Below are 22,182 nucleotides of genomic sequence, written 5' to 3'. Positions count from 1 at the left end.
GTGGCCGACTACGCACAGGTCACGGCGGCCGACGCCGTCGGACTCGTCGAGCGCGACGAGGTCTGGCTGCTCGACGTCCGGGAGCCGCACGAGTGGGCGGCGGGGCATGCTCCGGCCGCCCACCACATCCCGATGGGGGAGATCGGCGCCCGGCAGGACGAGCTCCCGGCCGACACAGCGATCCTGGTGGTCTGCCACTCCGGAGTCCGCTCCGCGATGGTGACGCAGGCCCTCGACGGCGCCGGCTACGAGGTCGCCAACGTCGACGCCGGCATGACCGCCTGGGCCGCGGCGGGCGGCGACGTGGTCGACGGCGAGGGGCGCCCGGGACGCATCGGCTGACGCCGGCGCCGTCCGCCCCGGGCGGAACGGTCATCGGCGCCGTCCGCACGGGCGATAATGGGGCGATGGAGATCCTCGCGTGACGGAAACGACGACGACGTCCTCGACCGCTGCCCTGCGCAGACTGGTCCCGCGGATCTTCTCGCGCGCGCAGCCCTCCGGTGCTGTCGACACCCTCGTCCGCACCGTCCGGATGCACCACCCCAAGAGCGACATCGCGCTCATCGAGCGCGCGTACTCGGTCGCGGAGCGGGCGCACGCGAACCAGAAGCGCCGCAGCGGCGAGCCCTACATCACGCATCCGCTGGCCGTCGCGCAGATCCTCGCCGACCTCGGCATCGGCTCGAAGACGATCGCCGCCGCGCTGCTGCACGACACCGTCGAGGACACCGACTACCAGCTCGACGAGCTCCGCGCGGACTTCGGCGACGAGGTCGCGATGCTCGTCGACGGCGTCACCAAGCTCGACAAGGTCAAGTACGGCGACAGCGCGCAGGCCGAGACCGTGCGCAAGATGATCGTGGCGATGTCGAAGGACATCCGCGTCCTGATCATCAAGCTCGCCGACCGCCTCCACAACGCGCGGACCTGGGGCTTCGTCCCCGCCGAGTCCGCGGCCCGCAAGGCCACCGAGACCCTCGAGATCTACGCGCCGCTGGCGCACCGCCTCGGCATCCAGGCGATCAAGTGGGAGCTCGAGGACCTGTCCTTCGCGGTGCTCTACCCGAAGATCTACAACGAGATCGAGAGCCTGGTGAAGCGGCGGACGCCGCAGCGCGAGGAGTTCGTGCAGAACGTCATCGACCTGATCAGCGAGGACCTGCGGGCCGGGCGGATCCGCGGTCGCGTCGTCGGCCGGCCGAAGCAGTACTACTCGATCTACCAGAAGATGGTCGTCCGCGGTCGCGAGTTCGACGAGATCTACGACCTGGTCGGCATCCGCGTCCTCGTGAACTCGGTGCGCGACTGCTACGCCGTGCTCGGCTCGATCCACGCCCGCTGGACGCCGATGCCGGGCCGGTTCAAGGACTACATCGCCACTCCGAAGTTCAACCTCTACCAGTCGCTCCACACGACGGTCGTCGGGCCGAAGGGCCGCGCGGTCGAGATCCAGATCCGCACCAACGAGATGCACCAGCACGCGGAGTTCGGCATCGCGGCGCACTGGAAGTACAAGGAGCAGATGGCCACCGGCAAGGTGCCCACCTCCGGATCGAACGACACCGACCTCGCCTGGCTCGCGCACCTCTCGGACTGGCAGTCGGAGACCACCGACCCGAACGAGTTCCTCGACTCCCTCCGCTTCGAGATCGGCGCCAAGGAGGTCTACGTCTTCACCCCGAAGGGACGCGTGATCGGCCTGCCGACCGGTGCGACCCCGGTCGACTTCGCCTACGCGGTGCACACCGAGGTCGGGCACCGGACGATGGGCGCCAAGGTCAACGGGCGCCTCGTGCCGCTCGAGTCGGCTCTGACGACGGGCGACGTGGTCGAGGTCTTCACCTCGAAGAACCCCGACTCGGGACCGAGTCAGGACTGGCTCCACTTCGTGCAGAGCCCCCGGGCCCGCAACAAGATCCGGCAGTGGTTCACCAAGGAGCGGCGCGACGAGGCGATCGAGCAGGGCAAGGACTCCATCGCCCGGGCGATGCGGAAGCAGAACCTGCCGCTGCAGAAGCTGATGAGCCAGGACACCTTCACCGAGGTGGCCAGCCAGCTGCGCTACAACGACGTCGAGGCGCTCTACGCGGCCGTCGGCGAGGGCCACGTCTCGACCCAGTCGGTGCTCGAGAAGGTCGTCTCCTCCATCCAGGGCGATCCGGAGTCGGACGAGAACGAGGTCACCCTCCCTCGCTCGCCCCGGCCGCGGAGCCGGAGCAGCGAGTCGGGCGTCCTCGTGAAGGGCGCGCCGGACATCCTCGTGAAGCTCGCGAAGTGCTGCACTCCGGTTCCGGGCGATCAGATCGTCGGATTCGTGACGCGGGGAGCCGGCGTCTCCGTGCACCAGGCGAACTGCCACAACGTGCAGGAGCTGCTGAAGGAACCGGAGCGGATCGTCGACGTCGAGTGGGCGCCGTCCTCCAAGAGCATCTTCCTCGTGCAGATCCAGGTCGAGGCGCTGGACCGCTCGGGCCTGCTGAGCGACGTGACGCGCGTGCTCTCGGAGCACCACGTCAACATCCTCTCGGCGACGGTCTCGACCTCGAGCGACCGGCTGGCGATCAGCCGGTTCGTCTTCGAGATGGGCGACACCACCCACCTGGACCGCGTGCTGAACGCCGTGCGCCGGATCGACGCCGTCTACGACGTCTACCGGGTGAACGCGGGCTGATCCCCGGGCGGCGCCTCGCCGAGCGCCGCCCGCAGCCGTCGTCCGACGATCCTCCGTCCGGCGACGGCGCTGCCCTCCTCCAGCCTCGCGAGGACGGCGTCGAGGCCGGTCCGGGTGCTCCGAGAGAGCGCTCGGAGGATCGCGCCCGCGTCCTCCGTCCGGGCGAGGTCGATCAGCGTGCGAGCAGGCGACGTGACCGGCGCGCCGCCGAGGAGGACGACGTCGTCCTCGTCGAGCAGGACCTCGTGGCAGCGCAGGCGGGGGTTCGACGGCGCCTGTCGGCGCTTCCGCCGGTCGATCGAGGCGCTGTGCACCCGCGGCGGACGGTGCATCGCTCCGTGCACCCACGCGGCGGAGAGACGATCGGCGACGGCGCCGCGGGGGAGCAGCGCGCGCAGGGAGGCGGCCCGCTCGGACGCCCCCAGGGGCAGGTCCGCGACGAGGAAGCCCTCGTCGAGCGCGACCAGCTCGCCGTCGAGGCGGGCGGCGCACAGCTCCGCGAGAGGGAGGTGCCCGGGGAGGAGCACGGAGGGGAGGCGCATCCGGCCATGCTGGCCGATGCGCCTCCCTTCCGGAGCGTCGCGAGCGGATCTGTGGAGGGATCCGCCGGCGCGGGTCTAGCCGATCGCGTCGAGCCAGACCTTGCGGGCGTCGAGCGCCTCCTGAGCCTGGGCGATCGCGTCGCGGTCGCCGCGCGCCTTCGCCTCGTCGAGCTCCTCCTGGAGCTTCTGGATCGCGGCGGTCAGCTGCGAGGCGAGACCCTCGGAGCGGGCCTTGCGTTCCGGGTTGCTGCGGTTCCAGTGCTCCTCGTCGAGCTTGCGGACGTGCGCCTCGACCTTGCGGAGGCGGTCCTCGACGGTGCGCACCTGCTCGCGCGGCACGCGGCCGACGGCGTCCCAGCGCTCCTGGATCGAGAGCAGCACCCGCTTGGCCTTCTCGCGGTCCTGCTCCTGCAGGAGCGGCTCCGCCTCCTCGAGGAGGGCGAGCTTGAGGTCGAGGTTCTCGGTGTACTCGACGCTCTCCTGCGCGACGATCTCGGCCTTGGCGCCGTAGATCGCGTCGCCGGCGGCCTTGAAGCGCGCCCAGAGCGCGTCGTCGAACCGCTTGCCGGCACGGCCGGCGACCCGCCAGCGCTCGAGGAGCGCGCGGTAGTCCGGGATGGCGTCGGCGCCCTGGGGCACCAGCGCCTCGGCCTGGTCGATGAGCGCCTGCTTGGCCTGCTTGGCCTCGCGGTGCGCGGAGTCGAGGTCGGCGAAGAACGCCTTGCGGTTCTGCTCGATCGTGGTGCGCGCACCGCGGAACCGGCGCCACAGCTCGTTCGCGTCGTTCTTGGGAAGGCGAGGGCCCTGCTGCTGGTGGTTCTGCCAGCGGGCGAAGAGGTCGTCGATCGCGGCGCTGGCCTGCTTCCACTGCGTCTTCGCCGGGTCGACCGCCGCCAGGGCCTCGGCCTCGGCGACGATGGCCTCGCGGTAGGCGAGAGCCTCGGAGAGCGCGGCCTTCGACTCGGCCGCCTGCTGCTCGGTCAGATCCTCGACGGAGCCGCTCAGCGCGTCGACCCGGGTCTGCAGCGACTCGAGGTCGCCGACCGCGTTCGCCTGCGCGATGGCCGCGGACAGCGACTGCACCGTGCGGGCGATGTCTCCGGCGGGTGCGCCCCGCTTGGCGCGCTGCTCGAGCAGGGACACCTGCCCGGCGAGCTCCGTGTACTTGCGCTCGTAGTAGGCGAGCGCCTCCTCGGGAGTCGCATCGGGGTACTGGCCGACCTCTCGCTCCCCGTCGCCGACGCGGACGTAGACCGTCCCGTCGTCGCCGACCCGTCCCCACGGCTGCTGGTCACTCATCGCTCGGAGCCTCACCTTGCTGTTCGATGTCGTGCTTCTCGGTGCCCGTCGCGTCGTCGGCCGGTGGGGCTCGACGGCCGGAGGGCCGAAGACCGCGCTCGGCCGCGAACGGGCAGTGACGACAAGCCTATTGCACTCCCCGCGCGGGCGGACCGTGACGACGCCGCGGGTGCGGCTACTGGACGGAGACGGAGGTGATGGACACGGGCTCGGCGGGGGCGCCGTCACCCGATCCGTCGGCCGTGCCCTTCGACACGACGTCTCTGACGAGGGCGTCGAGTCCCGAGGTGACCTGCCCGAGCACGGTGTACCCGCCGGCCGCGTCGGCGGGCAGGGTCGTGTCCTGGTAGACGACGAAGAACTGGCTGCCCTGGCTGTAGCCGTTGCCGCCCTGGCGGGCCATCGCGATGGTCCCGGCCGGGTAGACGCCGTCCTCGGGCGCGTTCTCGACGGGGCCGTAGCTGTAGCCCGGTCCGCCGGTGCCGTCGCCGTCCGGGTCGCCGCACTGGAGGACGTAGAGGCCCTCCGTGGTGAGGCGGTGGCAGGAGACGCCGTCGTAGAAGCCGGACTGCGTCAGCGAGATGAAGGAGGACACCGCCTGCGGGGCGGCGGCGCCGGCGAGCGTGATGCCCAGCGGGTCCTCGCCGATCGTGAGCGTGCCCGTCCAGTCGCGGCCCTCGGCGATGTCGGAGGAGGGGACGTCGCCGGTGTTCGACCCCGTCGCCTCGGGCGTCGGGGTCGCGGAGGAGGAGGAGGTCGGCTCGGCGACCGGGGTGCCGGGGCCGCCGGAGAAGTAGAGGATCTGGGCGACGACCGCGAGCCCGATCACGACGACGGCGGCGATCGCCGCGATCACGTTGTCGCGCACGCGCCGCTTCTGCCTCGAGCGGTGGAGGCTCTGACGGGCCTGGTAGGCCCGGAGCCGGGTGCGCGCCTCGCGGTCGTTCGACTTGCCCTGGGCCACGTGTTCCTCCGACGTCCTCGTCCGCGCGGCTTCGGCGCGGCGGCCCGCGCACGCAGGCCGCGTCGAGCCTACGAGAACCGCCGGAGGCGCGACAAACGCCGCTCCGTCGCGCCGGGCAGTCGGGCCGGGGCTCTGTCGGAGGCCGTCGTTACGCTGGGGGCATGACCATGCAGCAGGCCGGACTCCGCTCCGGGGCGACTCCGCTCGCCGTGCGGATGCGGCCGCGCAGCCTCGAGGAGGTCGCCGGCCAGCGCCACCTCCTGACGCCCGGCTCGCCCCTGGTCGCCCTCGCCGCCGACACCACGGGGGAGCGGGGAGCGGTGTCCGTGATCCTCTGGGGCCCTCCCGGCACGGGCAAGACCACGCTCGCGCAGGCGGTGGCCCACTCCAGCGGCCGCCGCTTCGTCGAGCTCTCCGCCGTCACGGCGGGCGTGAAGGACGTGCGGCAGGTGATGGAGGAGGCGCTCTCCACCCGCGACCTCTACGGCACGTCGACGGTGCTCTTCCTCGACGAGATCCACCGCTTCACCAAGGCCCAGCAGGACGCGCTGCTGCCCGGGGTCGAGAACGGGTGGGTCATCCTCATCGCGGCCACGACCGAGAACCCCTCGTTCTCGGTGATCGCGCCGCTGCTCTCGCGCTCGCTCCTGCTGACCCTCGAGCCGCTCAGCGACGACGACCTGGGCGTCCTGGTCGACCGCGCCCTGCACGACGAGCGGGGTCTCCGCGGCTCCGTGACGCTGGAGGAGGAGGCCCGCGCGAGCATCGTGCGGCTCGCCTCCGGAGACGCCCGGCGGGCGCTGACCGCGCTCGAGGCCGCCGCCACCTCCGCCCGCTCGGAGGCCCGCGAGGCCGACCGGGCCGCCCGCGCCGCCGCCGCGGAGGACCCGGACGAGGAGGACGAGGACGACGAGGGCGCTCCCGTCGAGGCCGCCGCCGAGGAGCCCGCGCTCCCCGTGATCACGACCGAGGTCGTCGCGCGCGCCGTCGACCGCGCCCTGCTGCGCTACGACCGCAACGGCGACGAGCACTACGACGTCATCAGCGCCTTCATCAAGTCCATCCGGGGCTCGGACGTCGACGCGGCGCTGCACTACCTGGCCCGGATGATCGAGGCGGGGGAGGATCCGCGGTTCATCGCCCGCCGCATCATCGTCTCCGCGTCCGAGGACATCGGCATGGCCGACCCGCAGGCGCTCGTCGTCGCGATCGCCGCGGCCGACGCCGTGCAGTTCATCGGCATGCCGGAGGGGCGCATCCCGCTCGCCCAGGCGGTCGTGCACCTGGCGACCGCCCCGAAGTCGAACGCGTCCTACTCCGCCATCGACGCGGCCATCGCGGACGTGCGCGCGGGCCGCGCGGGTCGGGTGCCGGCGCACCTGCGCGACGCGCACTACCCCGGCGCCAAGAAGCTCGGCCACGGGAAGGGCTACCGGTACCCGCACGACGCCGACCTCGGCGTCCTCGAGCAGCAGTACCTCCCGGACCCGCTCCAGGGCGCGCGGTACTACCGGCCCACCGAGCACGGCAACGAGCGCGACGTCTCCGCGCGACTGGCGAAGCTCCTGCGCATCATCCGCGGCGACCGGGGCTGACCGCGCCGACCGCGAGCTCGCGCGACCCGCACGGGAGGCCGTGGCCTGATAGTCTTGCGAGGTTGCCCACCGCTCTGTAGCCGAGCGGAGCAGCGCATCCCTCTGAATCGCGCAGCCCGCCACTGCGGTCACCCTTCCCCCGCACCCGCGGAGGACACGACCGCGGCGTCCGCCCTCCTCCCGGAGCCGGCGGTCGAGAGCTGCGACCGAACCTCTCAGACCTTGGAAGGACCACTGTGTCGACCACGTCCCGTACCCGCTCGAAGACGCGCCTCTCGCGCGCCCTCGGCATCCCCCTGACCCCGAAGGCCGCCCGCTACCTCGAGAAGCGTCCCTACGCTCCCGGTGAGCACGGCCGCTCGAAGCGCAAGGCCGACTCCGACTACGCCGTCCGCCTCCGTGAGAAGCAGCGTCTGCGCGCCCAGTACGGCATCCGCGAGAAGCAGCTCCGCATCGCCTTCCAGGAGGCGCGCCGCACCCAGGGCCTGACCGGTGAGAACCTGGTCGAGCTCCTCGAGATGCGCCTCGACGCCCTCGTCCTGCGCTCGGGCTTCGCCCGCACCACCGCGCAGGCCCGCCAGTTCGTCACCCACCGCCACATCATGGTGGACGGCAAGACGGTCGACCGCCCCTCCTTCCGCGTGAAGCCGGGCCAGGTCATCCACGTCAAGACCCGCTCCGAGGGCACCGAGCCCTTCCAGGTCGCCGCCGCCGGTGGACACGTCGACGTCCTCCCCAAGACCCCGGGCTACCTCGAGGTCGAGATCGACAAGCTGCAGGCGACGCTCCTGCGCCGCCCGAAGCGCGCCGAGGTCCCCGTGACCTGCGAAGTGCAGCTCGTCGTCGAGTACTACGCGGCCCGCTGAGTCCAGCCCCGCAGAGAAAGGCCCCGGTGTCCGCACCGGGGCCTTTCCCGTTCCCGGGGTCCCGATCCGGAGTGCCCGCCGCGCTCCGAGAGTCCCGCGCTGCGTCCGATCCGGCCGTCGCGCCCGAGCCGAGCGCCCGTCCCCGCGTCCGACCCTCTCGCGGCCCGTCGGTAGGCTGGAGTGCCGCGCTGGGCGGCATCGAACGGAGGTCACCGTGACCGGTGGAGACATCGCAGGGCTCATCGCCGCGGGGGTGTTCGCGATCCTGGTGGCGATCACCGCCGTCCCGCTCTGGAAGCTCGGGCGCGTCTTCGACAGCACGAGCGAGGCCATCAAGCAGGCCAGCGACGGCCTGACGCCGATCCTCGACGAGTCGGCGTCCACCCTCCGCGAGGCCAACCACCAGCTCGCGCGGGTGGACACGATCACCAAGGACGTCGCCGAGGTCACCGGCAACGTCAACGCGCTCGTCGCTCTCACGGCCGCGACCGTCGGCGGTCCGCTCATCAAGCTCGCCGGCTTCACCGCCGGAGTCCGCGCCGTGCTCGTCGCCGGACGGACGGCCGACAAGGCCGGAGCCGCGGTCGGCCGCTCCGCCGCGAAGCGCACGAAGCGCCCGCGCTCGAAGTAGCGCCGCGCCCGCGCCCTAGAATCGAACGGGTCGTCGCGCCGTCGCGCCCGCCCCGCCGCTGTGGAAGGACACCCCGTGAAGAACATCCTCCTGATCGTCATCGGGATCGGCCTCGGATTCGCGGTCGCCCACCAGGTCTCGCGCACCGAGGCGGGCGCCCGGCTCTTCGCCGACATCAACCGCACCGCGAAGGAGCTCGGCGAGGCCGTCTCCGAGGGCTACCACCAGCGCGAGGCCGAACTGAAGGCCGCCATCGGCGAGGGCTGACGCCCCGCCGCCCGACATCCGCGTCGTCACCGACCGAACCGTAACGGAACCCATGCAGACCGCAGACATCCGCAACCGCTGGCTCGACTTCTTCGGGAGCCGCGGCCACACCGTGGTCCCCTCCGCCTCCCTCGTGAGCGAGGACCCGAGCCTCCTCTTCACCGTCGCCGGCATGGTGCCGTTCGTGCCCTACCTCACCGGAGTGGTCCCCGCGCCCTACCCGCGTGCCACCAGCGTGCAGAAGTGCATCCGCACCAACGACATCGAGGAGGTCGGCAAGACGCCTCGTCACGGCACCTTCTTCCAGATGAACGGCAATTTCTCCTTCGGCGACTACTTCAAGGAGGGGGCGATCGGCTACGCCTGGGAGCTGCTCACCGGCGCCGAGAGCGACGGGGGACTGGGCTTCGACGAGAAGGACCTCTGGGTCACCGTCTACAAGGACGACGACGAGGCGATCGCGCTCTGGAAGACGATCGCGGGACTGCCGGACGAGCGCATCCAGCGCCTGGACAAGGACACCAACTACTGGTCGACCGGCCAGCCCGGCCCCGCCGGCCCCTGCTCCGAGATCTTCTTCGACCGCGGCCCCGCCTACGGGATCGACGGCGGCCCGGCGACGGACGACGACCGCTACGTGGAGATCTGGAACCTCGTCTTCATGCAGTACCTCCGGGGCGAGGGCACGAGCAAGGTCGACTTCGACATCCTCGGCGAGCTTCCGCGCAAGAACATCGACACCGGCATGGGCCTCGAGCGCGTCGCCTTCCTCAAGCAGGGCGTCGAGAACATGTACGAGATCGACCAGGTCCGTCCGGTCCTCGACCGCGCCGCCGAGCTCTCGGGCCGCCGCTACGGAGCCGTCCACGAGGACGACGTCCGCATGCGCGTCATCGCCGACCACGTGCGCTCCTCGCTGATGCTGCTGTCGGACGGCGTGACGCCGTCCAACGAGGGGCGCGGCTACATCCTCCGCCGCCTGATGCGCCGCACGGTGCGCGCCATGCGCCTGCTCGGAGTGGACACCGCGACGTTCCCCGAGCTCTTCGCCGCCTCGCGCGACGCGATGGCGTCGGCCTACCCCGAGGTGTCCACGGAGTTCGAGCGCCTCTCGACCAGCGCCTACGGCGAGGAGGAGGCGTTCCTCCGCACCCTCGCGGCCGGCACCGAGATCCTCGACCTCGCGGTCCTGAAGACGAAGAAGGCCGAGTCGCCGACGCTGCCGGGCGACACCGCGTTCCTCCTGCACGACACCTTCGGGTTCCCGATCGACCTCACCCTCGAGATCGCCGAGGAGTCGGGTCTGACGGTCGACCGCGAGGCGTTCGACTCCCTCATGACCGCGCAGCGCACGCGTGCGAAGGCCGACGCGAAGTCGAAGAAGTCGGCGCTGGCCGATCTCTCGGTCTACGCCGACTTCCGCGCCCACGGCGAGACGCTGTTCACCGGCTACGACGTGCTCGACACCGAGACGCGCATCCTCGGCCTCATCGTCGGCGGGCACTCCGTCACGAAGGCGGTCGCGGGCGACATCGCCGAGGTGATCCTCGAGGCGACCAGCCTCTACGCGGAGTCGGGCGGCCAGGAGGCCGACGCCGGCCGCATCGTCGGCTCCGGCTTCGATCTCGAGGTCCTCGACGTGCAGAAGCCCGTCAAGGGGCTCATCAGCCACAAGGTCCAGGTCGCCAGCGGCGAGGTCGGAGTGGGCGACGCCGCCACCTCCGTCGTCGACCGCGACTGGCGCCGGGGCGCCACGCAGGCGCACTCGGGCACGCACCTCATCCACGCCGCGCTGCGCCAGGTGCTCGGCCCGCAGGCGCACCAGTCCGGCTCTTACAACAAGGCGGGCTACCTGCGCCTGGACTTCTCGTGGAACCAGGCCCTCTCGCTCGAGACCCGCAGCGAGATCGAGGAGATCGCCAACACGGCGATCCGGGACAACCTCGAGGTGGTCACGCGCGAGCTCCCGATCGACGAGGCGAAGGCGCTCGGCGCGATGGCCCTCTTCGGCGAGAAGTACGGCGACGTCGTCCGCGTGGTCGACATCGGCGGGCCCTGGTCGCGCGAGCTCTGCGCGGGCACCCACGTCGGGCGCTCGTCCGAGGTCGGCGTGATCAGCCTGGTCAGCGAGTCCTCGGTCGGATCGACCAACCGCCGCGTCGAGTCGCTCGTGGGCCGCGAGGCCTTCCAGGAGCTCGCCGCCGAGCGCGCCCTCGTCAGCACGATCTCGTCCTCGCTGAAGACCCCGCGCGAGCAGCTCCCCGAGCGGATCGGCGAGCTCGTCGCGAGCCTCAAGGCCGCTGAGAAGCGGATCGCCGCGTTCGAGGCCAAGGCCCTCGCCGACCGGGTGCCCGCCCTCGCCGCGACCCGCCGCACCGTGGGCGGCACGACCGTCGTCGCCGAGAGCATCGGCTCCGCCGGATCGACCGACGAGCTGCGCTCCCTCGTGACCTCCGTCCGCGAGCGGCTCGGCCAGGAGCCGGCCGTCGTCGCGCTCGCCGCCGACGTCTCGGGCAAGCCCGCGGTGATCGTCGCCACCAACCAGGCCGCCCGCGACCAGGGCCGCCGCGCGGGTGCGCTCGCCAAGCGCGCCGCCGGGATCCTCGGTGGCGGCGGAGGCGGCAAGGACGACCTCGCCCAGGGCGGCGGCTCCGACGTCTCCGCCATCGGCGCGGCGCTCGAGGCCGTGGTGCAGGAAGCGACCAGCTGAATGGGCCGGTTCGGCGTCCGGCTCGGCATCGATGTGGGCCGTGCCCGCATCGGGGTCGCCCGCTGCGACGCCGACGGCCTGCTCGCGGTGCCCGTCGAGACGGTCGCACGGGCGGGCACTGACGGCGGATCCTCGGACGTCTCCCGGATCGCGCACCTCGCCGCCGAGTACGATGCCCAGGCGATCATCGTCGGACTGCCGTTGTCGCTGTCGGGGGCCGAGACGGCCTCGACGGAGGACGCGCGCGGATTCGCTCGACTGCTCGCCGAGGCGGTGCCCACCGCTCCGGTGCGGCTCGTCGACGAGCGGCTGTCGACGGTCACCGCTCAGAGCGCCCTGCACCGCTCCGGACGCACCACCCGCGGCTCCCGAGCCGTGATCGACCAGGTCGCCGCCGTGGTGATCCTGCAGCACGCCATCGATTCCGAGCGCTCGGCCGGTACCCCGGCCGGGGTCCTGCTCGAACCGAACGAAGGACCTCCTCGTGACCGACGTCCCCCCGAGCCGCCGCGACGCCCGCGCCGCCGAGCAGGCGCAGCCGACTCCGCCCGACCCGACTCCGGAGCAGCAGCCCGCGCCGACTGAGGCGCACGATCCGCTGGGCCGCCTCTTCACCGGGCCCGACGTGCCCGAGCCCCGTGGCCGCGACGACGCGGCCGCGTTCGACCCGGACGCGCGCCCGAAGCGGGGCCGCGCGGCTCCCGCGACGGGCGGCGCGAAGAAGCGCCGCAGCCGCCGCGGGCTCATCGGCGGGCTTCTGGCCTTCGGCGTCTTCGCCGCGCTCGTCGCCATCGCCGTCACGATCTTCCTCGAGCCGGTGCGAGGCCTGTTCGCCGAGCCCGAGCCGACCGACTTCACCGGCACCGGCTCGAGCGAGGTGCTGTTCACGATCCACCAGGGCGACGGCGGCAGCGACATCGCCAACAACCTCGTCTCGGACGGGGTCATCAAGTCGTACGACCCCTTCTACGACCTGCTCCTCGCCCAGAGCCCGGAGCCCGTCTTCCAGCCCGGCGCGTACTCGCTCAAGGCCGAGATGAGCGCCAAGGCCGCACTGTCGGCGCTGCTCGACTCCGAGTCGACGCGCCTCGCGAACACCTTCGTCATCCCCGAGGGGACGGCGCTCAAGGAGGCGCTGCCGCTCATCGCGGACGGCACCGGGGTCGCGCTGACGGACCTCGAGGCGGCCGCCGCCGACTGGGGCTCGTTCGGGCTCCCGGCCGGGGCGACGAGCCTCGAGGGGTTCCTGTTCCCCGCGACCTACGACATCGACCCGTCGACGCCGGCGCACGACATCCTGAAGACGCTGGTCGACCGGATGTACCAGTCGCTCGACCAGGCCGGCGTGCCGGTGGACGACCGCTACCGCGTCGTGGTGTTCGCGTCCCTCGTGCAGCGCGAGGCCCGCGTCGCCGAGGACTTCCCGAAGGTCGCGCGCGTGTTCCAGAACCGCCTCGACCAGGGGTGGCGCCTGCAGTCGGACGCGACCGTGGCGTACGGCACCGGCGCGACCGACCGCGTCTCGACCACGGACGCCGAGCGGAACGACGCCGGCAACGTCTACAACACCTACCAGCGCGACGGCCTGCCGCCCGCGCCGATCTCGAACCCGGGCGACGTGGCGATCGACGCGGTCATGCACCCCTCGGACGGCACCTGGATGTACTTCGTCACGGTGAACCTCGAGACGGGCGAGACGGTCTACTCCACCACCGACGCCGAGCACAACGCGGCCGTCGACCAGTGGCAGGCCTGGATGCGGGACCACCCGGAGTACCAGTGACGGCCGCCGGGTACCGCCTCGCGGTCCTCGGCGCGCCGATCGCGCACTCGAAGTCGCCCGCGCTGCACGCGGCCGCCTTCCGGGTGCTCGGACTCGACTGGAGCTACCGCGCCGTCGAGACGACGGAGGCGACCCTCTCCGAGGTCGTGTCCGGTGAGCCCTGGCACGGCCTGTCGCTGACCATGCCGCTCAAGCACGCGGTGCGCCCGCTGCTGGCGGAGGAGGACGCGGTCGCCCGGGCCACCGGCGCGGTCAACACCGTGCTGGTCGACCGCTCCGGCCCGGCACCCCGCCTCCGCGGGTTCAACACCGATGTCGCGGGCATCGTGCGCGCCCTCGCCGAGGCGGGCGTCGTCTCGGCGGAGCGCGTCCAGGTGCTCGGCGGGGGAGCGACCGCCGCCTCCGCCCTGGCCGCCGCCGCCGAGCTGGGCGCGGCGCGGGTCGACCTCGTCCTGCGGACGGCGTCGAGGGCCGTCGAGCTCGCTCCGCTCGCGGAGTCGCTCGGCGTCCTGATCTCGGTCCGCTCCTTCGCCGACTGGTCCACCGGAGCGCCGCTGGTGATCTCGACGCTCCCCGGCGGAGCGGCGGACGGCCTCGACGTGCCCGACGCGGCGGTCGCGGGCTCGACCCTGTTCGACGTGGCGTACTCCCCGTGGCCGAGCGCTCTCGCCCAGCGCTGGGAGCAGGGCGGCTCCCCGGTCGTCTCCGGGCTCGGGATGCTGCTCCACCAGGCCCTCGTGCAGGTGCGGATCTTCGTCGGCGGCGACCCGGCCCTGCCTCTCGATCGCGAGGACGAGGTGCTCGCGGCGATGCGCCGAGCAGTCTCGGCGGGTCCGGCGCACTGACCTCGTGTGCCAGAATCGGAGGATGCTCCGTTGGCTCACGGCCGGGGAATCCCACGGTCCCGAACTCGTCGCCGTCCTCGAAGGACTGCCGGCGGGCGTCCCCGTCTCCCTCGACGACATCCGCGCCGATCTGGCGCGCCGGAAGCTCGGCTACGGCCGCGGAGCCCGGATGAACTTCGAGCAGGACGAGCTGACGATCTCCTCCGGCGTCCGGCACGGAGCGACGATGGGCAGCCCCATCGCCCTGCGCATCGGCAACACGGAGTGGCCGCGCTGGGTCGACGTCATGTCGGCGGAGCCCCGCGACCCCGAGAGCCTGCCCAAGGGCCGCGGCGCCGCGCTCACCCGGCCCCGCCCGGGCCACGCCGACCTCGTCGGGATGCAGAAGTACGGCTTCCCCGAGTCCCGCAACGTGCTCGAGCGCGCCTCCGCCCGCGAGACCGCGGCCCGCGTCGCCCTCGGCGCCGTCGCCCGCCGCTTCCTCGGCGAGCTCGGCGTCTCGCTCGTCAGCCACACCCTCGCCATCGGGCCGGTCCGCGTGCCCGAGGGCTCGCCGCTGCCCGGCCCGGCCGACGTCGCCGCCCTGGACGCGGATCCGCTGCGCTGCCACGACGCCGCGACCAGCGCCCTCATGGTCGCCGAGGTGGACCGCGCCCACGACGACGGCGACACCCTCGGCGGCGTGGTCGAGGTCCTCGCGTACGATCTCCCGCCCGGACTCGGCTCCTACGTGCACTGGGACCGTCGTCTCGACTCCCAGCTCGCGGCGGCCCTGATGGGGATCCAGGCGATCAAGGGCGTCGAGGTCGGCGACGGCTTCCTCACCACCACCCGCCGCGGCTCGGAGGCGCACGACGAGCTCTTCCAGTCCGACGCCGGCATCTCCCGGTCCAGCGACCGGGCCGGCGGCACCGAGGGCGGGATGAGCACGGGGACCGTGCTGCGGGTCCGCGCCGGCATGAAGCCGATCGCGACCGTGCCGCACGCGCTGCGCACCGTCGACGTCGCCACCGGCGAGGCGGCCGGCGCCCACCACCAGCGCTCCGACGTCTGCGCGGTGCCGGCGTCCGGTGTCGTCGCGGAGGCGATGGTCGCCCTGGTGCTCGCGAACGCCGTGCTCGAGAAGTTCGGCGGCGACAGCGTCACCGAGACCCGCCGCAACCTGCAGGGCTACCTCGCCGCCATCCCCGACGAGCTCCGCACGGCCGCCGCGAGCGACCCGGCTCTCGGGCTCGCCTGATGGCCGCGTCCTCGGCGGCCCGCTGATGGCGGGTCACGATACCGGCGCGGCCCGCGCCCGCCTCGTCCTGATCGGCCCGATGGGGGCCGGCAAGACGACGATCGGCAAGCGGGTCGCGAAGGCGCTGAGCGCCGGCTTCGTCGACTCCGACGCGGAGTTCGTGCGCACCCACGGCCCGATCGCCCCCTACTTCGACGCCCACGGCGAGCCGGCCTTCCGCCGCGAGGAGCGCCGCGTCGTCGAGCGCGCCGTCCGCCGCGACGTGGTGCTGAGCCTCGGCGGGGGAGCGGTGCTCGATCCCGCGACGCGCGCCGACCTCGCGGACGTCCCCGTCGTGCTCCTCACCACCACGGCCGAGGCCGTCCGCGACCGGCTCGGCTCCGGCTCCCGCCCGCTGGTGCGCGGCGGGGTCGGCGACTGGGTCCGCATCTTCGACGAGCGGCGCCCGGTCTACGAGTCCCTCGCGGACACCGTGGTCGACACCTCCCGGCGGCCGATCACCCTGATCGCCGCCGAGATCGCGGAGTGGGTGCGCGCGCAGCGCCCCTCCGCCACCCCTGCACCATCGGACCCGGCGGCCACGAGCCGCCCGAGCGGAAGACAGTCATGAACGACGGCACCACCGCCATCCCCGTCGCCGGAGAGAACGGCTACGACATCCACGTCGGGCGCGGACTCCTCGACGGCCTCGCCGACGCGATCGGCCCCCGGGCCGCGAAGGTGCTCATCGTGCACCCGCCGACCCTCGCGGTCCTCGCCGCCGAGATCCGCGAGAGCCTGCTCGAGCGCTACGAGGTGCTGCTCGCCGAGGTCCCGGACGCCGAGGCCGCGAAGCGCGTGGAGGTGGCGGCCTTCTGCTGGCAGGTGATGGGGCAGTCGGACTTCAGCCGCACGGATGTGGTCGTCGGCTTCGGCGGCGGCGCGATCACCGACCTGGCCGGCTTCGTCGCCGCCACCTGGCTCCGCGGGGTCGACCTGGTGCAAGTGCCGACCACCGTGCTCGGGATGGTCGACGCGGCCGTCGGGGGGAAGACCGGCATCAACACGGCCGAGGGCAAGAACCTCGTCGGCGCCTTCCACGCACCGCGGGCGGTCGTCGCCGACCTCGACGTGCTGACCAGCCTCCCGCGCAACGAGATCCTCGCCGGCTTCGGCGAGATCGTGAAGTACGGGATGATCGCCGAGCCGCGCATCCTCGACATCATCGAGTCCGACATCGACCCGGCCACCGACCCGACGTCGGAGGAGTTCCGCAGCCTGGTCGAGCTGTCGATCGGGATCAAGGCGCGGGTCGTCGGCGAGGACTTCACCGAGAAGGGCCTGCGCGAGATCCTGAACTACGGGCACACCCTCGGGCACGCGGTCGAGCACGCCGAGCGCTACCAGTGGCGCCACGGCGCGGCCGTCTCCGTCGGGATGATGTTCGCGGCCGAGCTCTCGCGCCTGACCGGCTCGCTCAGCGACGCGGTCGTGGACCGCCAGCGCCGGGTCCTCGAGTCGCTGACCCTGCCGACGAGCTACCCGCTCGGACGGTGGGAGACGCTCCTCGCCGCGATGCAGCGCGACAAGAAGACCCGCGCGGGGATGCTCCGCTTCGTGGTCCTCGACGACATCGCCCGCCCGAGCATCCTGCAGGGGCCGGAGACGTCGCTGCTGTTCGCGGCGTATCAGGAGATCGGCTCGTAGGTCCGACTCGGCTGAGCCCGGGCGGCGCCGTCAGCCTCCGCCCAGGGCGGCCCTCCGCGCCTGGGCGTACTCGGCCTCGGTGATCGTGCCCGCCGCTCGCAGCGCCTCCAGCTCGGCGAGCCGGTCCGCCAGCGGGCGGGCGGAGCCGGGACCCTCGCGCGCGAAGCGGGCCGCGACGTCGGTCCGCAGGGTCAGCGGGTCCACTCCGAGCGAGCGCGCCCGGCGCACGTTCACGACGATCAGCACCACGACGAGCACGATCACGACGGCGATGACGATCGGCACGGCGGTGAACGCGATCGAGTACCAGGGCGGCACGACGGTGTCGGCGGGAACGGCGTCCATGCGCTCCTCCTCGGGGTCGGTCCTCCACCGTCTCGCGCTCCGGCGGACCGGTGGGGCGATTCGCACGCGGCGTCCAGACTCCTCTGCCGACGGGGCCGCGTCGACTACACTCGACGGGTCAGCCGGACCGGCCGATATCGCCGCGCCCGCGTACCGGGCTCGCCGGCGCAGACTTCCACCGAAACGGATCCCCCTTCGCATGGCCTCTACCACCGACATCAAGAACGGCACCGTCCTCAGCATCGACGGCCAGCTCTGGAACGTCATCGACTTCCAGCACGTCAAGCCGGGCAAGGGCGGCGCCTTCGTCCGCACCAAGATGAAGAACGTCCTCACGGGCAAGGTCGTCGACAAGACCTTCAACGCGGGCGCCAAGATCGACACGGCCAACGTCGACCGCCGCGACTTCCAGTACCTCTACCGCGACGGCGCGGACTTCGTGTTCATGGACACCAGCGACTACGACCAGATCACCGTCCCCGAGGCGGTCGTCGGCGACGCGGCGAACTTCATGCTCGAGAACCAGAACGTGACCCTCGCCCTGCACGACGGCGACCCGCTCTACATCGACCTCCCCGCTTCGGTCGTCCTCGAGATCACCTACACGGAGCCGGGCCTCCAGGGCGACCGCTCGACCGGCGGCACCAAGCCCGCGACGGTCGAGACCGGCTACCAGATCCAGGTCCCGCTCTTCCTCGAGCAGGGCACGAAGGTCAAGGTCGACACCCGCACGGGCGACTACCTCGGCCGCGTCAGCTGAGCCGGGCCTCCCGTGAGTGCTCGCACGAAGGCGCGCAAGCGCGCCCTCGACATCCTCTACAACGCCGACGTCCGGCAGATCAGCTTCGCCCAGTCGCTGCGCGCCGAGGCCGAGCGAGCGGCGAACGAGCCGGCCCGTGAGGCCTCGTGGCTCTACGCCCGCGAGATCGTCGACGGCGTCATCGACCACGCCGACGAGATCGACGAGCTGATCTCCCGGCTCGCCCAGGGCTGGACACTCTCGCGCATGCCGCTGGTCGACCGCGCGATCCTCCGGATCGGGGTGTGGGAGATCCTGCACAACGACGCGGTGCCCGACGGCGTCGCCATCTCGGAGGCCGTCGAGGCCGCCACGTCGCTGTCGACCGACGACTCGGCGGGCTTCATCAACGGGCTCCTCGCCTCCGTCGCGGAGTCCCGCACGACGGCCTGACCCGCCCCGGAGACCTGCTCGGCCCGCCGGATCCCCGTGATCGGGCGGGCCGAGGTCGTTCCCGGGCTGCCCGTCCGGCGGGCCGCGCGACGGCCCCTATACTCGACACGGCTTTTCCTTTAACAGCCGTCCTGTGAGGCGGGGAAGGAGGTCGGTGTGACGGCACGAATCGTGCTCAACGGCGCTGACATCACGCGAGCGCTCACGCGCATCGCCCACGAGATCCTCGAGTCGAACCGCGGCCCCGAGTCGCTGGTCGTCCTCGGCATCCCGACGCGCGGCGTCGCCCTCGCGAGGCGCATCGCCGAGACGATCGCGCGGATCGAGCCGGACGGTCCCCCCGTCTTCGCCGGCTCCCTCGACGTGACCATGTACCGCGACGACCTCTCCCGGCACCCGGTCCGCACCCCCGCGCGCACCGCCGTCCCCGCGAGCATCGACGGCCGGACAGTGGTCCTCGTCGACGACGTCCTCTTCTCGGGCCGCACCATCCGCGCCGCCCTGGACGCCCTCAGCGACATCGGCCGTCCGCGGGCCGTGCGGCTGGCCGCGCTGGTCGATCGCGGGCACCGCGAGCTCCCGATCCGGGCGGACTTCGTCGGCAAGAACCTGCCGAGCAGCCTGAGCGAGCGGATCAACGTCCGGCTCGTCGAGACGGACGGCGAGGACCTGGTCGCGATCGAGTCGCAGGCCACCGGCGAGGAGACGGCTCCGTGAAGCACCTGCTCTCGACCCGCGACCTCGACCGCGCGAGCGCGATCGCCCTCCTCGACATCGCCGAGGACATGGCGGACGTGCAGAACCGCGAGGTCAAGAAGCTGCCGACCCTGCGCGGGAAGACCGTGGTCAACCTCTTCTTCGAGGACTCCACGCGCACGCGGATCTCGTTCGAGGCGGCGGCGAAGCGGCTCTCGGCCGACGTCATCAACTTCAGCGCGAAGGGCTCCAGCGTCTCCAAGGGCGAGAGCCTGAAGGACACCGCGCAGACGCTCGCCGCGATGGGCGCCGACGGCGTGGTCATCCGCCACAGCGCCTCCGGAGCCCCTGCGGTTCTGGCGGCGAGCGGCTGGATCGACGCGTCGATCCTCAACGCCGGCGACGGGACCCACGAGCACCCGACCCAGGCGCTCCTGGACGCGTTCACCATCCGCCGGCGCCTGCACGGCGCTTCCGCGTCCCGCGGCAAGAGCCTCGACGGCGTCGCGGTCACCATCGTCGGCGACGTCCTGCACTCGCGGGTGGCGCGCTCGAACGTCTGGCTGCTGACGGCGCTGGGCGCCGAGGTGACCCTGGTCGCACCGCCGACCCTCGTGCCGGTCGACACGCGCGACTGGCCCGCGACCATCCGCTTCGATCTGGACGAGGCGATCGACACCGGGCTCCCCGACGTCGTGATGCTCCTGCGCATCCAGCTCGAGCGGATGTCGAGCGGGTTCTTCCCCAACGGCCGGGAGTACGCGCGGATCTGGGGCCTCGACGACGAGCGGCTCGCCCGGCTGGGTCCCGATACCATCGTCATGCACCCCGGACCCATGAACAGGGGCGTCGAGATCTCCTCGGCGGCCGCCGATTCGAGCCGCTCCACGGTGCTCGAACAGGTCACGAACGGAGTGTCCGTCCGGATGGCCGCGCTCTACCTGCTGCTGTCCGGCGAACGGGAGGTCCACTGATGAGCACTGCCCAGCCGCTTCAGAGCACGGCGCCGGAGCGGATCCTGATCTCGGGGGCGACGCTCGCCGACGAGTCGACCGCCGACCTGCTGATCGACGGGGGCGTGATCGTCGAGATCGGCGCCGACCTCGACTCTCGCGGGGCCCGCGTGATCGACGCCGACGGCCTGCTGGCGCTGCCCGGCCTGGTCGACCTGCACACCCACCTGCGCGAGCCGGGGTTCGAGCAGAGCGAGACGATCCTCACCGGGACGCGAGCTGCGGCCGCCGGAGGCTTCACCGCCGTCTTCGCGATGGCGAACACCTCGCCGGTGCAGGACACCGCGGGCGTGGTCGAGCAGGTGCAGAGCCTGGGCGAGGACGCCGGCTACGCGACGGTCCGCCCGATCGGCGCGGTGACCGTGGGTCTGGCGGGGGAGTCGCTCGCCGAGCTCGGCGCGATGGCCCGCAGCCGCGCGGCCGTGCGGGTCTTCTCGGACGACGGGAAGTGCGTCTCGGACGCGCTGCTGATGCGCCGCGCTCTCGAGTACGTCAAGGCGTTCGACGGAGTCGTCGCCCAGCACGCGCAGGAGCCGCGGCTCACCGTGGGCGCGCAGATGAACGAGGGCGCCGTCTCCAGCGCCCTCGGCCTGCAGGGCTGGCCCGCCGTGGCCGAGGAGGCGATCATCGCCCGCGACGTGCTCCTCGCCGAGCACGTGGGCTCCCGCCTCCACGTCTGCCACGTCTCGACCGCGGGCTCGGTCGACGTCATCCGCTGGGCGAAGGCCCGGGGGATCGACGTGACCGCCGAGGTCACCCCCCACCACCTGCTCCTCACCGAGCAGGCCGTCGCCGGCCAGGACGGGCCGAGCTACGACGCCCGCTTCAAGGTGAACCCGCCGCTGCGCCGCGACGAGGACGTGCTCGCCCTCCGCGAGGCCCTCGCCGACGGCACCATCGACATCGTCGCCACCGACCACGCGCCGCACCCGGTCGAGGCGAAGGACTGCGAGTGGGACGCCGCGGCGTTCGGCATGGTCGGCCTCGAGAGCGCGCTGAGCGTGGTGCACGCCGCCGTCGTCGAGGACGGGCGGATGAGCTGGTCCGACGTCGCGCGCGTGCTCTCCTCCGCCCCCGCCCGCATCGGCCGGCTCGACGGCTACGACCGCGGCCTCGCCGTCGGGGCCGCCGCGAACGTCGTGCTCTACGACCCGGAGGCACGCCGCCGCTTCTCGGTCGAGGACCTGCGAGGCCGCAGCGGCAACTCCCCGTACCTCGGTCGCGAGCTGCCGGGCCGCGTCGTCGCCACCCTCCACCGGGGCTTCCCGACCGTGCTGGACGGCGAGCTCGTCGACGCGGCGGTCGTCGCCGCCTCCGCGAAGGCCTCCCGTGGATAGGGCCGCGATCACGATCGTCATCGCCGCGGTCGTCGTCCTCGTCTTCGTCGGCATGCTGCTCTCCTGGCGCGCGCGGCGCCGCCGCTCGGCCGCCCTCGCGCCGGAGCCCGTGCCCGCGTCCTCGCTGGGCGCCGAGGTCGAGCGCGTCGACCTCCCGTACGTGGCCACGACCCGCTTCGAGCAGCCGCTCGAGCGCGTCGTGCTGCCGGGGCTCGGCTTCCGCGGCAATGCGGTGCTGCGCCTCCACGAGCGCGGCGTCGTGATCGCCCCCGTCGGCGAGCGCGAGACGGTGATCCCGGCCTCCCTCCTGCGGGGAGCGGGCCAGGGCAGCTACGTGATCGACCGCGTCGTCGAGGAGGGCGGCCTGCTCGTGATCTCCTGGTCGCCCCGCGGCGACGAGACCGTCGACAGCTACCTCCGCGTGGCCGAGCCCGCCCTCCGGGCGCACCTGGTCGCCGAGCTGCAGCGCCTCGCCGGCCATCCGCTCGAAGTAGTCC

At 72.5% G+C, this 22,182-nt stretch carries 22 protein-coding genes and 1 pseudogene; 19 read left to right on the top strand and 4 right to left on the bottom strand.

The genetic code is table 11. The features are described from left to right. Together C5B92_RS14945 and C5B92_RS14940 are read left to right on the top strand one after the other, a co-directional pair. Positions 1 to 342: a rhodanese-like domain-containing protein gene (locus C5B92_RS14945; RefSeq protein WP_104224765.1), complete on the top strand. Its 342-nt coding sequence runs from the start codon at positions 1 to 3 to the stop codon at positions 340 to 342. Positions 343 to 421: 79 nt separating this feature from the next. Continuing rightward, positions 422 to 2,674 carry a bifunctional (p)ppGpp synthetase/guanosine-3',5'-bis(diphosphate) 3'-pyrophosphohydrolase gene (locus C5B92_RS14940; RefSeq protein WP_104225334.1) on the top strand — a complete coding sequence of 751 codons (2,253 nt, stop codon included), beginning with the start codon at positions 422 to 424 and terminating at the stop codon, positions 2,672 to 2,674. On the opposite strand, the gene C5B92_RS14935 is transcribed toward C5B92_RS14940, so the two are convergent. The 3 genes from C5B92_RS14935 to C5B92_RS14925 form a co-directional block, all read right to left on the bottom strand. Next, complete coding sequence (locus C5B92_RS14935) at positions 2,653 to 3,216, bottom strand: type IV toxin-antitoxin system AbiEi family antitoxin (protein ID WP_104255391.1); 564 nt, start codon at positions 3,214 to 3,216, stop codon at positions 2,653 to 2,655. The genes C5B92_RS14940 and C5B92_RS14935 overlap by 22 nt on opposite strands. A gap of 75 nt (positions 3,217 to 3,291) precedes the next feature. Beyond that, positions 3,292 to 4,515: a DUF349 domain-containing protein gene (locus C5B92_RS14930; protein ID WP_104255390.1), complete on the bottom strand. Its 1,224-nt coding sequence runs from the start codon at positions 4,513 to 4,515 to the stop codon at positions 3,292 to 3,294. A gap of 175 nt (positions 4,516 to 4,690) precedes the next feature. After that, complete coding sequence (locus tag C5B92_RS14925) at positions 4,691 to 5,479, bottom strand: peptidylprolyl isomerase (RefSeq protein WP_104255389.1); 789 nt, start codon at positions 5,477 to 5,479, stop codon at positions 4,691 to 4,693. 161 nt (positions 5,480 to 5,640) lie between these two features. On the opposite strand from C5B92_RS14925, the gene C5B92_RS14920 reads away from it, so the two are divergent. The 11 genes and pseudogenes from C5B92_RS14920 to aroB all read left to right on the top strand — a co-directional run bounded on the left by C5B92_RS14920 (position 5,641) and on the right by aroB (position 17,102). Beyond that, the gene (locus C5B92_RS14920; RefSeq protein WP_104350534.1) at positions 5,641 to 7,074 is read left to right on the top strand and encodes a replication-associated recombination protein A; all 1,434 of its coding nucleotides are present in this window, start codon (positions 5,641 to 5,643) and stop codon (positions 7,072 to 7,074) included. A 236-nt stretch (positions 7,075 to 7,310) separates the two neighbouring features. Beyond that, on the top strand, positions 7,311 to 7,940 hold the full coding sequence (gene rpsD, locus C5B92_RS14915; protein ID WP_068210518.1) for a 30S ribosomal protein S4: 630 nt from the start codon (positions 7,311 to 7,313) through the stop codon (positions 7,938 to 7,940). Positions 7,941 to 8,154: 214 nt separating this feature from the next. After that, the gene (locus C5B92_RS14910; protein ID WP_104224759.1) at positions 8,155 to 8,571 is read left to right on the top strand and encodes a DUF948 domain-containing protein; all 417 of its coding nucleotides are present in this window, start codon (positions 8,155 to 8,157) and stop codon (positions 8,569 to 8,571) included. A 75-nt stretch (positions 8,572 to 8,646) separates the two neighbouring features. Next, complete coding sequence (locus tag C5B92_RS14905; RefSeq protein ID WP_104225329.1) at positions 8,647 to 8,838, top strand: hypothetical protein; 192 nt, start codon at positions 8,647 to 8,649, stop codon at positions 8,836 to 8,838. A 52-nt stretch (positions 8,839 to 8,890) separates the two neighbouring features. After that, positions 8,891 to 11,548, top strand: coding sequence for an alanine--tRNA ligase (gene alaS, locus C5B92_RS14900; RefSeq protein ID WP_104255387.1), 2,658 nt, complete (start codon positions 8,891 to 8,893; stop codon positions 11,546 to 11,548). Then, positions 11,549 to 12,022, top strand: a pseudogene (gene ruvX, locus C5B92_RS14895) (Holliday junction resolvase RuvX); the annotation flags it as partial. 10 nt (positions 12,023 to 12,032) lie between these two features. Next, a complete protein-coding gene (mltG, locus tag C5B92_RS14890; RefSeq protein ID WP_181028845.1) occupies positions 12,033 to 13,331 on the top strand; it encodes an endolytic transglycosylase MltG in 1,299 nt (432 codons plus the stop codon). Beyond that, complete coding sequence (locus C5B92_RS14885) at positions 13,328 to 14,176, top strand: shikimate dehydrogenase (protein ID WP_258061535.1); 849 nt, start codon at positions 13,328 to 13,330, stop codon at positions 14,174 to 14,176. Before mltG ends, C5B92_RS14885 begins: the two co-directional genes overlap by 4 nt. 22 nt (positions 14,177 to 14,198) lie before the next feature. Continuing rightward, complete coding sequence (aroC, locus tag C5B92_RS14880) at positions 14,199 to 15,416, top strand: chorismate synthase (protein WP_104224754.1); 1,218 nt, start codon at positions 14,199 to 14,201, stop codon at positions 15,414 to 15,416. Between the two features lie 25 nt (positions 15,417 to 15,441). Further along, positions 15,442 to 16,026, top strand: coding sequence for a shikimate kinase (locus tag C5B92_RS14875; RefSeq protein ID WP_104225325.1), 585 nt, complete (start codon positions 15,442 to 15,444; stop codon positions 16,024 to 16,026). Further along, positions 16,023 to 17,102 carry a 3-dehydroquinate synthase gene (aroB, locus tag C5B92_RS14870; RefSeq protein WP_104350532.1) on the top strand — a complete coding sequence of 360 codons (1,080 nt, stop codon included), beginning with the start codon at positions 16,023 to 16,025 and terminating at the stop codon, positions 17,100 to 17,102. Before C5B92_RS14875 ends, aroB begins: the two co-directional genes overlap by 4 nt. A gap of 30 nt (positions 17,103 to 17,132) precedes the next feature. Here aroB and C5B92_RS14865 read toward each other — a convergent pair whose 3' ends face one another. Beyond that, on the bottom strand, positions 17,133 to 17,447 hold the full coding sequence (locus C5B92_RS14865) for an SHOCT domain-containing protein (protein ID WP_104350531.1): 315 nt from the start codon (positions 17,445 to 17,447) through the stop codon (positions 17,133 to 17,135). A 199-nt stretch (positions 17,448 to 17,646) separates the two neighbouring features. Between C5B92_RS14865 and efp the strand changes: the two genes are divergently transcribed. The 6 genes from efp to C5B92_RS14835 form a co-directional block, all read left to right on the top strand. Beyond that, a complete protein-coding gene (gene efp / locus C5B92_RS14860) occupies positions 17,647 to 18,207 on the top strand; it encodes an elongation factor P (RefSeq protein ID WP_068210208.1) in 561 nt (186 codons plus the stop codon). Between the two features lie 12 nt (positions 18,208 to 18,219). Further along, on the top strand, positions 18,220 to 18,639 hold the full coding sequence (gene nusB, locus C5B92_RS14855) for a transcription antitermination factor NusB (RefSeq protein WP_104350530.1): 420 nt from the start codon (positions 18,220 to 18,222) through the stop codon (positions 18,637 to 18,639). Between the two features lie 156 nt (positions 18,640 to 18,795). Beyond that, entirely contained in the window at positions 18,796 to 19,356 is a 561-nt protein-coding gene (gene pyrR / locus C5B92_RS14850) for a bifunctional pyr operon transcriptional regulator/uracil phosphoribosyltransferase PyrR (RefSeq protein WP_104224750.1), read from the top strand. Further along, on the top strand, positions 19,353 to 20,309 hold the full coding sequence (locus C5B92_RS14845; protein ID WP_104224749.1) for an aspartate carbamoyltransferase catalytic subunit: 957 nt from the start codon (positions 19,353 to 19,355) through the stop codon (positions 20,307 to 20,309). The genes pyrR and C5B92_RS14845 overlap by 4 nt, the downstream gene beginning before the upstream one ends. Then, positions 20,309 to 21,685 carry a dihydroorotase gene (locus C5B92_RS14840; protein WP_104224748.1) on the top strand — a complete coding sequence of 459 codons (1,377 nt, stop codon included), beginning with the start codon at positions 20,309 to 20,311 and terminating at the stop codon, positions 21,683 to 21,685. The genes C5B92_RS14845 and C5B92_RS14840 overlap by 1 nt, the downstream gene beginning before the upstream one ends. Then, a partial coding sequence (locus C5B92_RS14835) for a hypothetical protein (protein ID WP_104350529.1) occupies positions 21,678 to 22,182 on the top strand: 505 nt, incomplete at its 3' end. The genes C5B92_RS14840 and C5B92_RS14835, both read left to right, overlap by 8 nt.

Origin of the sequence: Rathayibacter sp. AY1A4 (genome assembly GCF_002930955.1) — a bacterium.
Classification (GTDB): Bacteria; Actinomycetota; Actinomycetes; order Actinomycetales; family Microbacteriaceae; genus Rathayibacter.
Note: the sequence above shows the minus strand (reverse complement) of the source record. Positions and strands in the feature narration are given on the sequence as shown.

Bases quoted from the DNA above. Each gene is read 5' to 3' on its own strand.
- C5B92_RS14865 (WP_104350531.1), bottom strand. From the start codon at position 17,447: ATGGACGCCGTTCCCGCCGACACCGTCGTGCCGCCCTGGTACTCGATC.
- efp (WP_068210208.1), top strand. From the start codon at position 17,647: ATGGCCTCTACCACCGACATCAAGAACGGCACCGTCCTCAGCATCGAC.
- C5B92_RS14840 (WP_104224748.1), top strand. From the start codon at position 20,309: ATGAGCACTGCCCAGCCGCTTCAGAGCACGGCGCCGGAGCGGATCCTG.
- C5B92_RS14875 (WP_104225325.1), top strand. From the start codon at position 15,442: ATGGCGGGTCACGATACCGGCGCGGCCCGCGCCCGCCTCGTCCTGATC.
- alaS (WP_104255387.1), top strand. From the start codon at position 8,891: ATGCAGACCGCAGACATCCGCAACCGCTGGCTCGACTTCTTCGGGAGC.
- aroC (WP_104224754.1), top strand. From the start codon at position 14,199: ATGCTCCGTTGGCTCACGGCCGGGGAATCCCACGGTCCCGAACTCGTC.
- C5B92_RS14920 (WP_104350534.1), top strand. From the start codon at position 5,641: ATGACCATGCAGCAGGCCGGACTCCGCTCCGGGGCGACTCCGCTCGCC.
- C5B92_RS14935 (WP_104255391.1), bottom strand. From the start codon at position 3,216: ATGCGCCTCCCCTCCGTGCTCCTCCCCGGGCACCTCCCTCTCGCGGAG.
- C5B92_RS14930 (WP_104255390.1), bottom strand. From the start codon at position 4,515: ATGAGTGACCAGCAGCCGTGGGGACGGGTCGGCGACGACGGGACGGTC.
- aroB (WP_104350532.1), top strand. From the start codon at position 16,023: ATGAACGACGGCACCACCGCCATCCCCGTCGCCGGAGAGAACGGCTAC.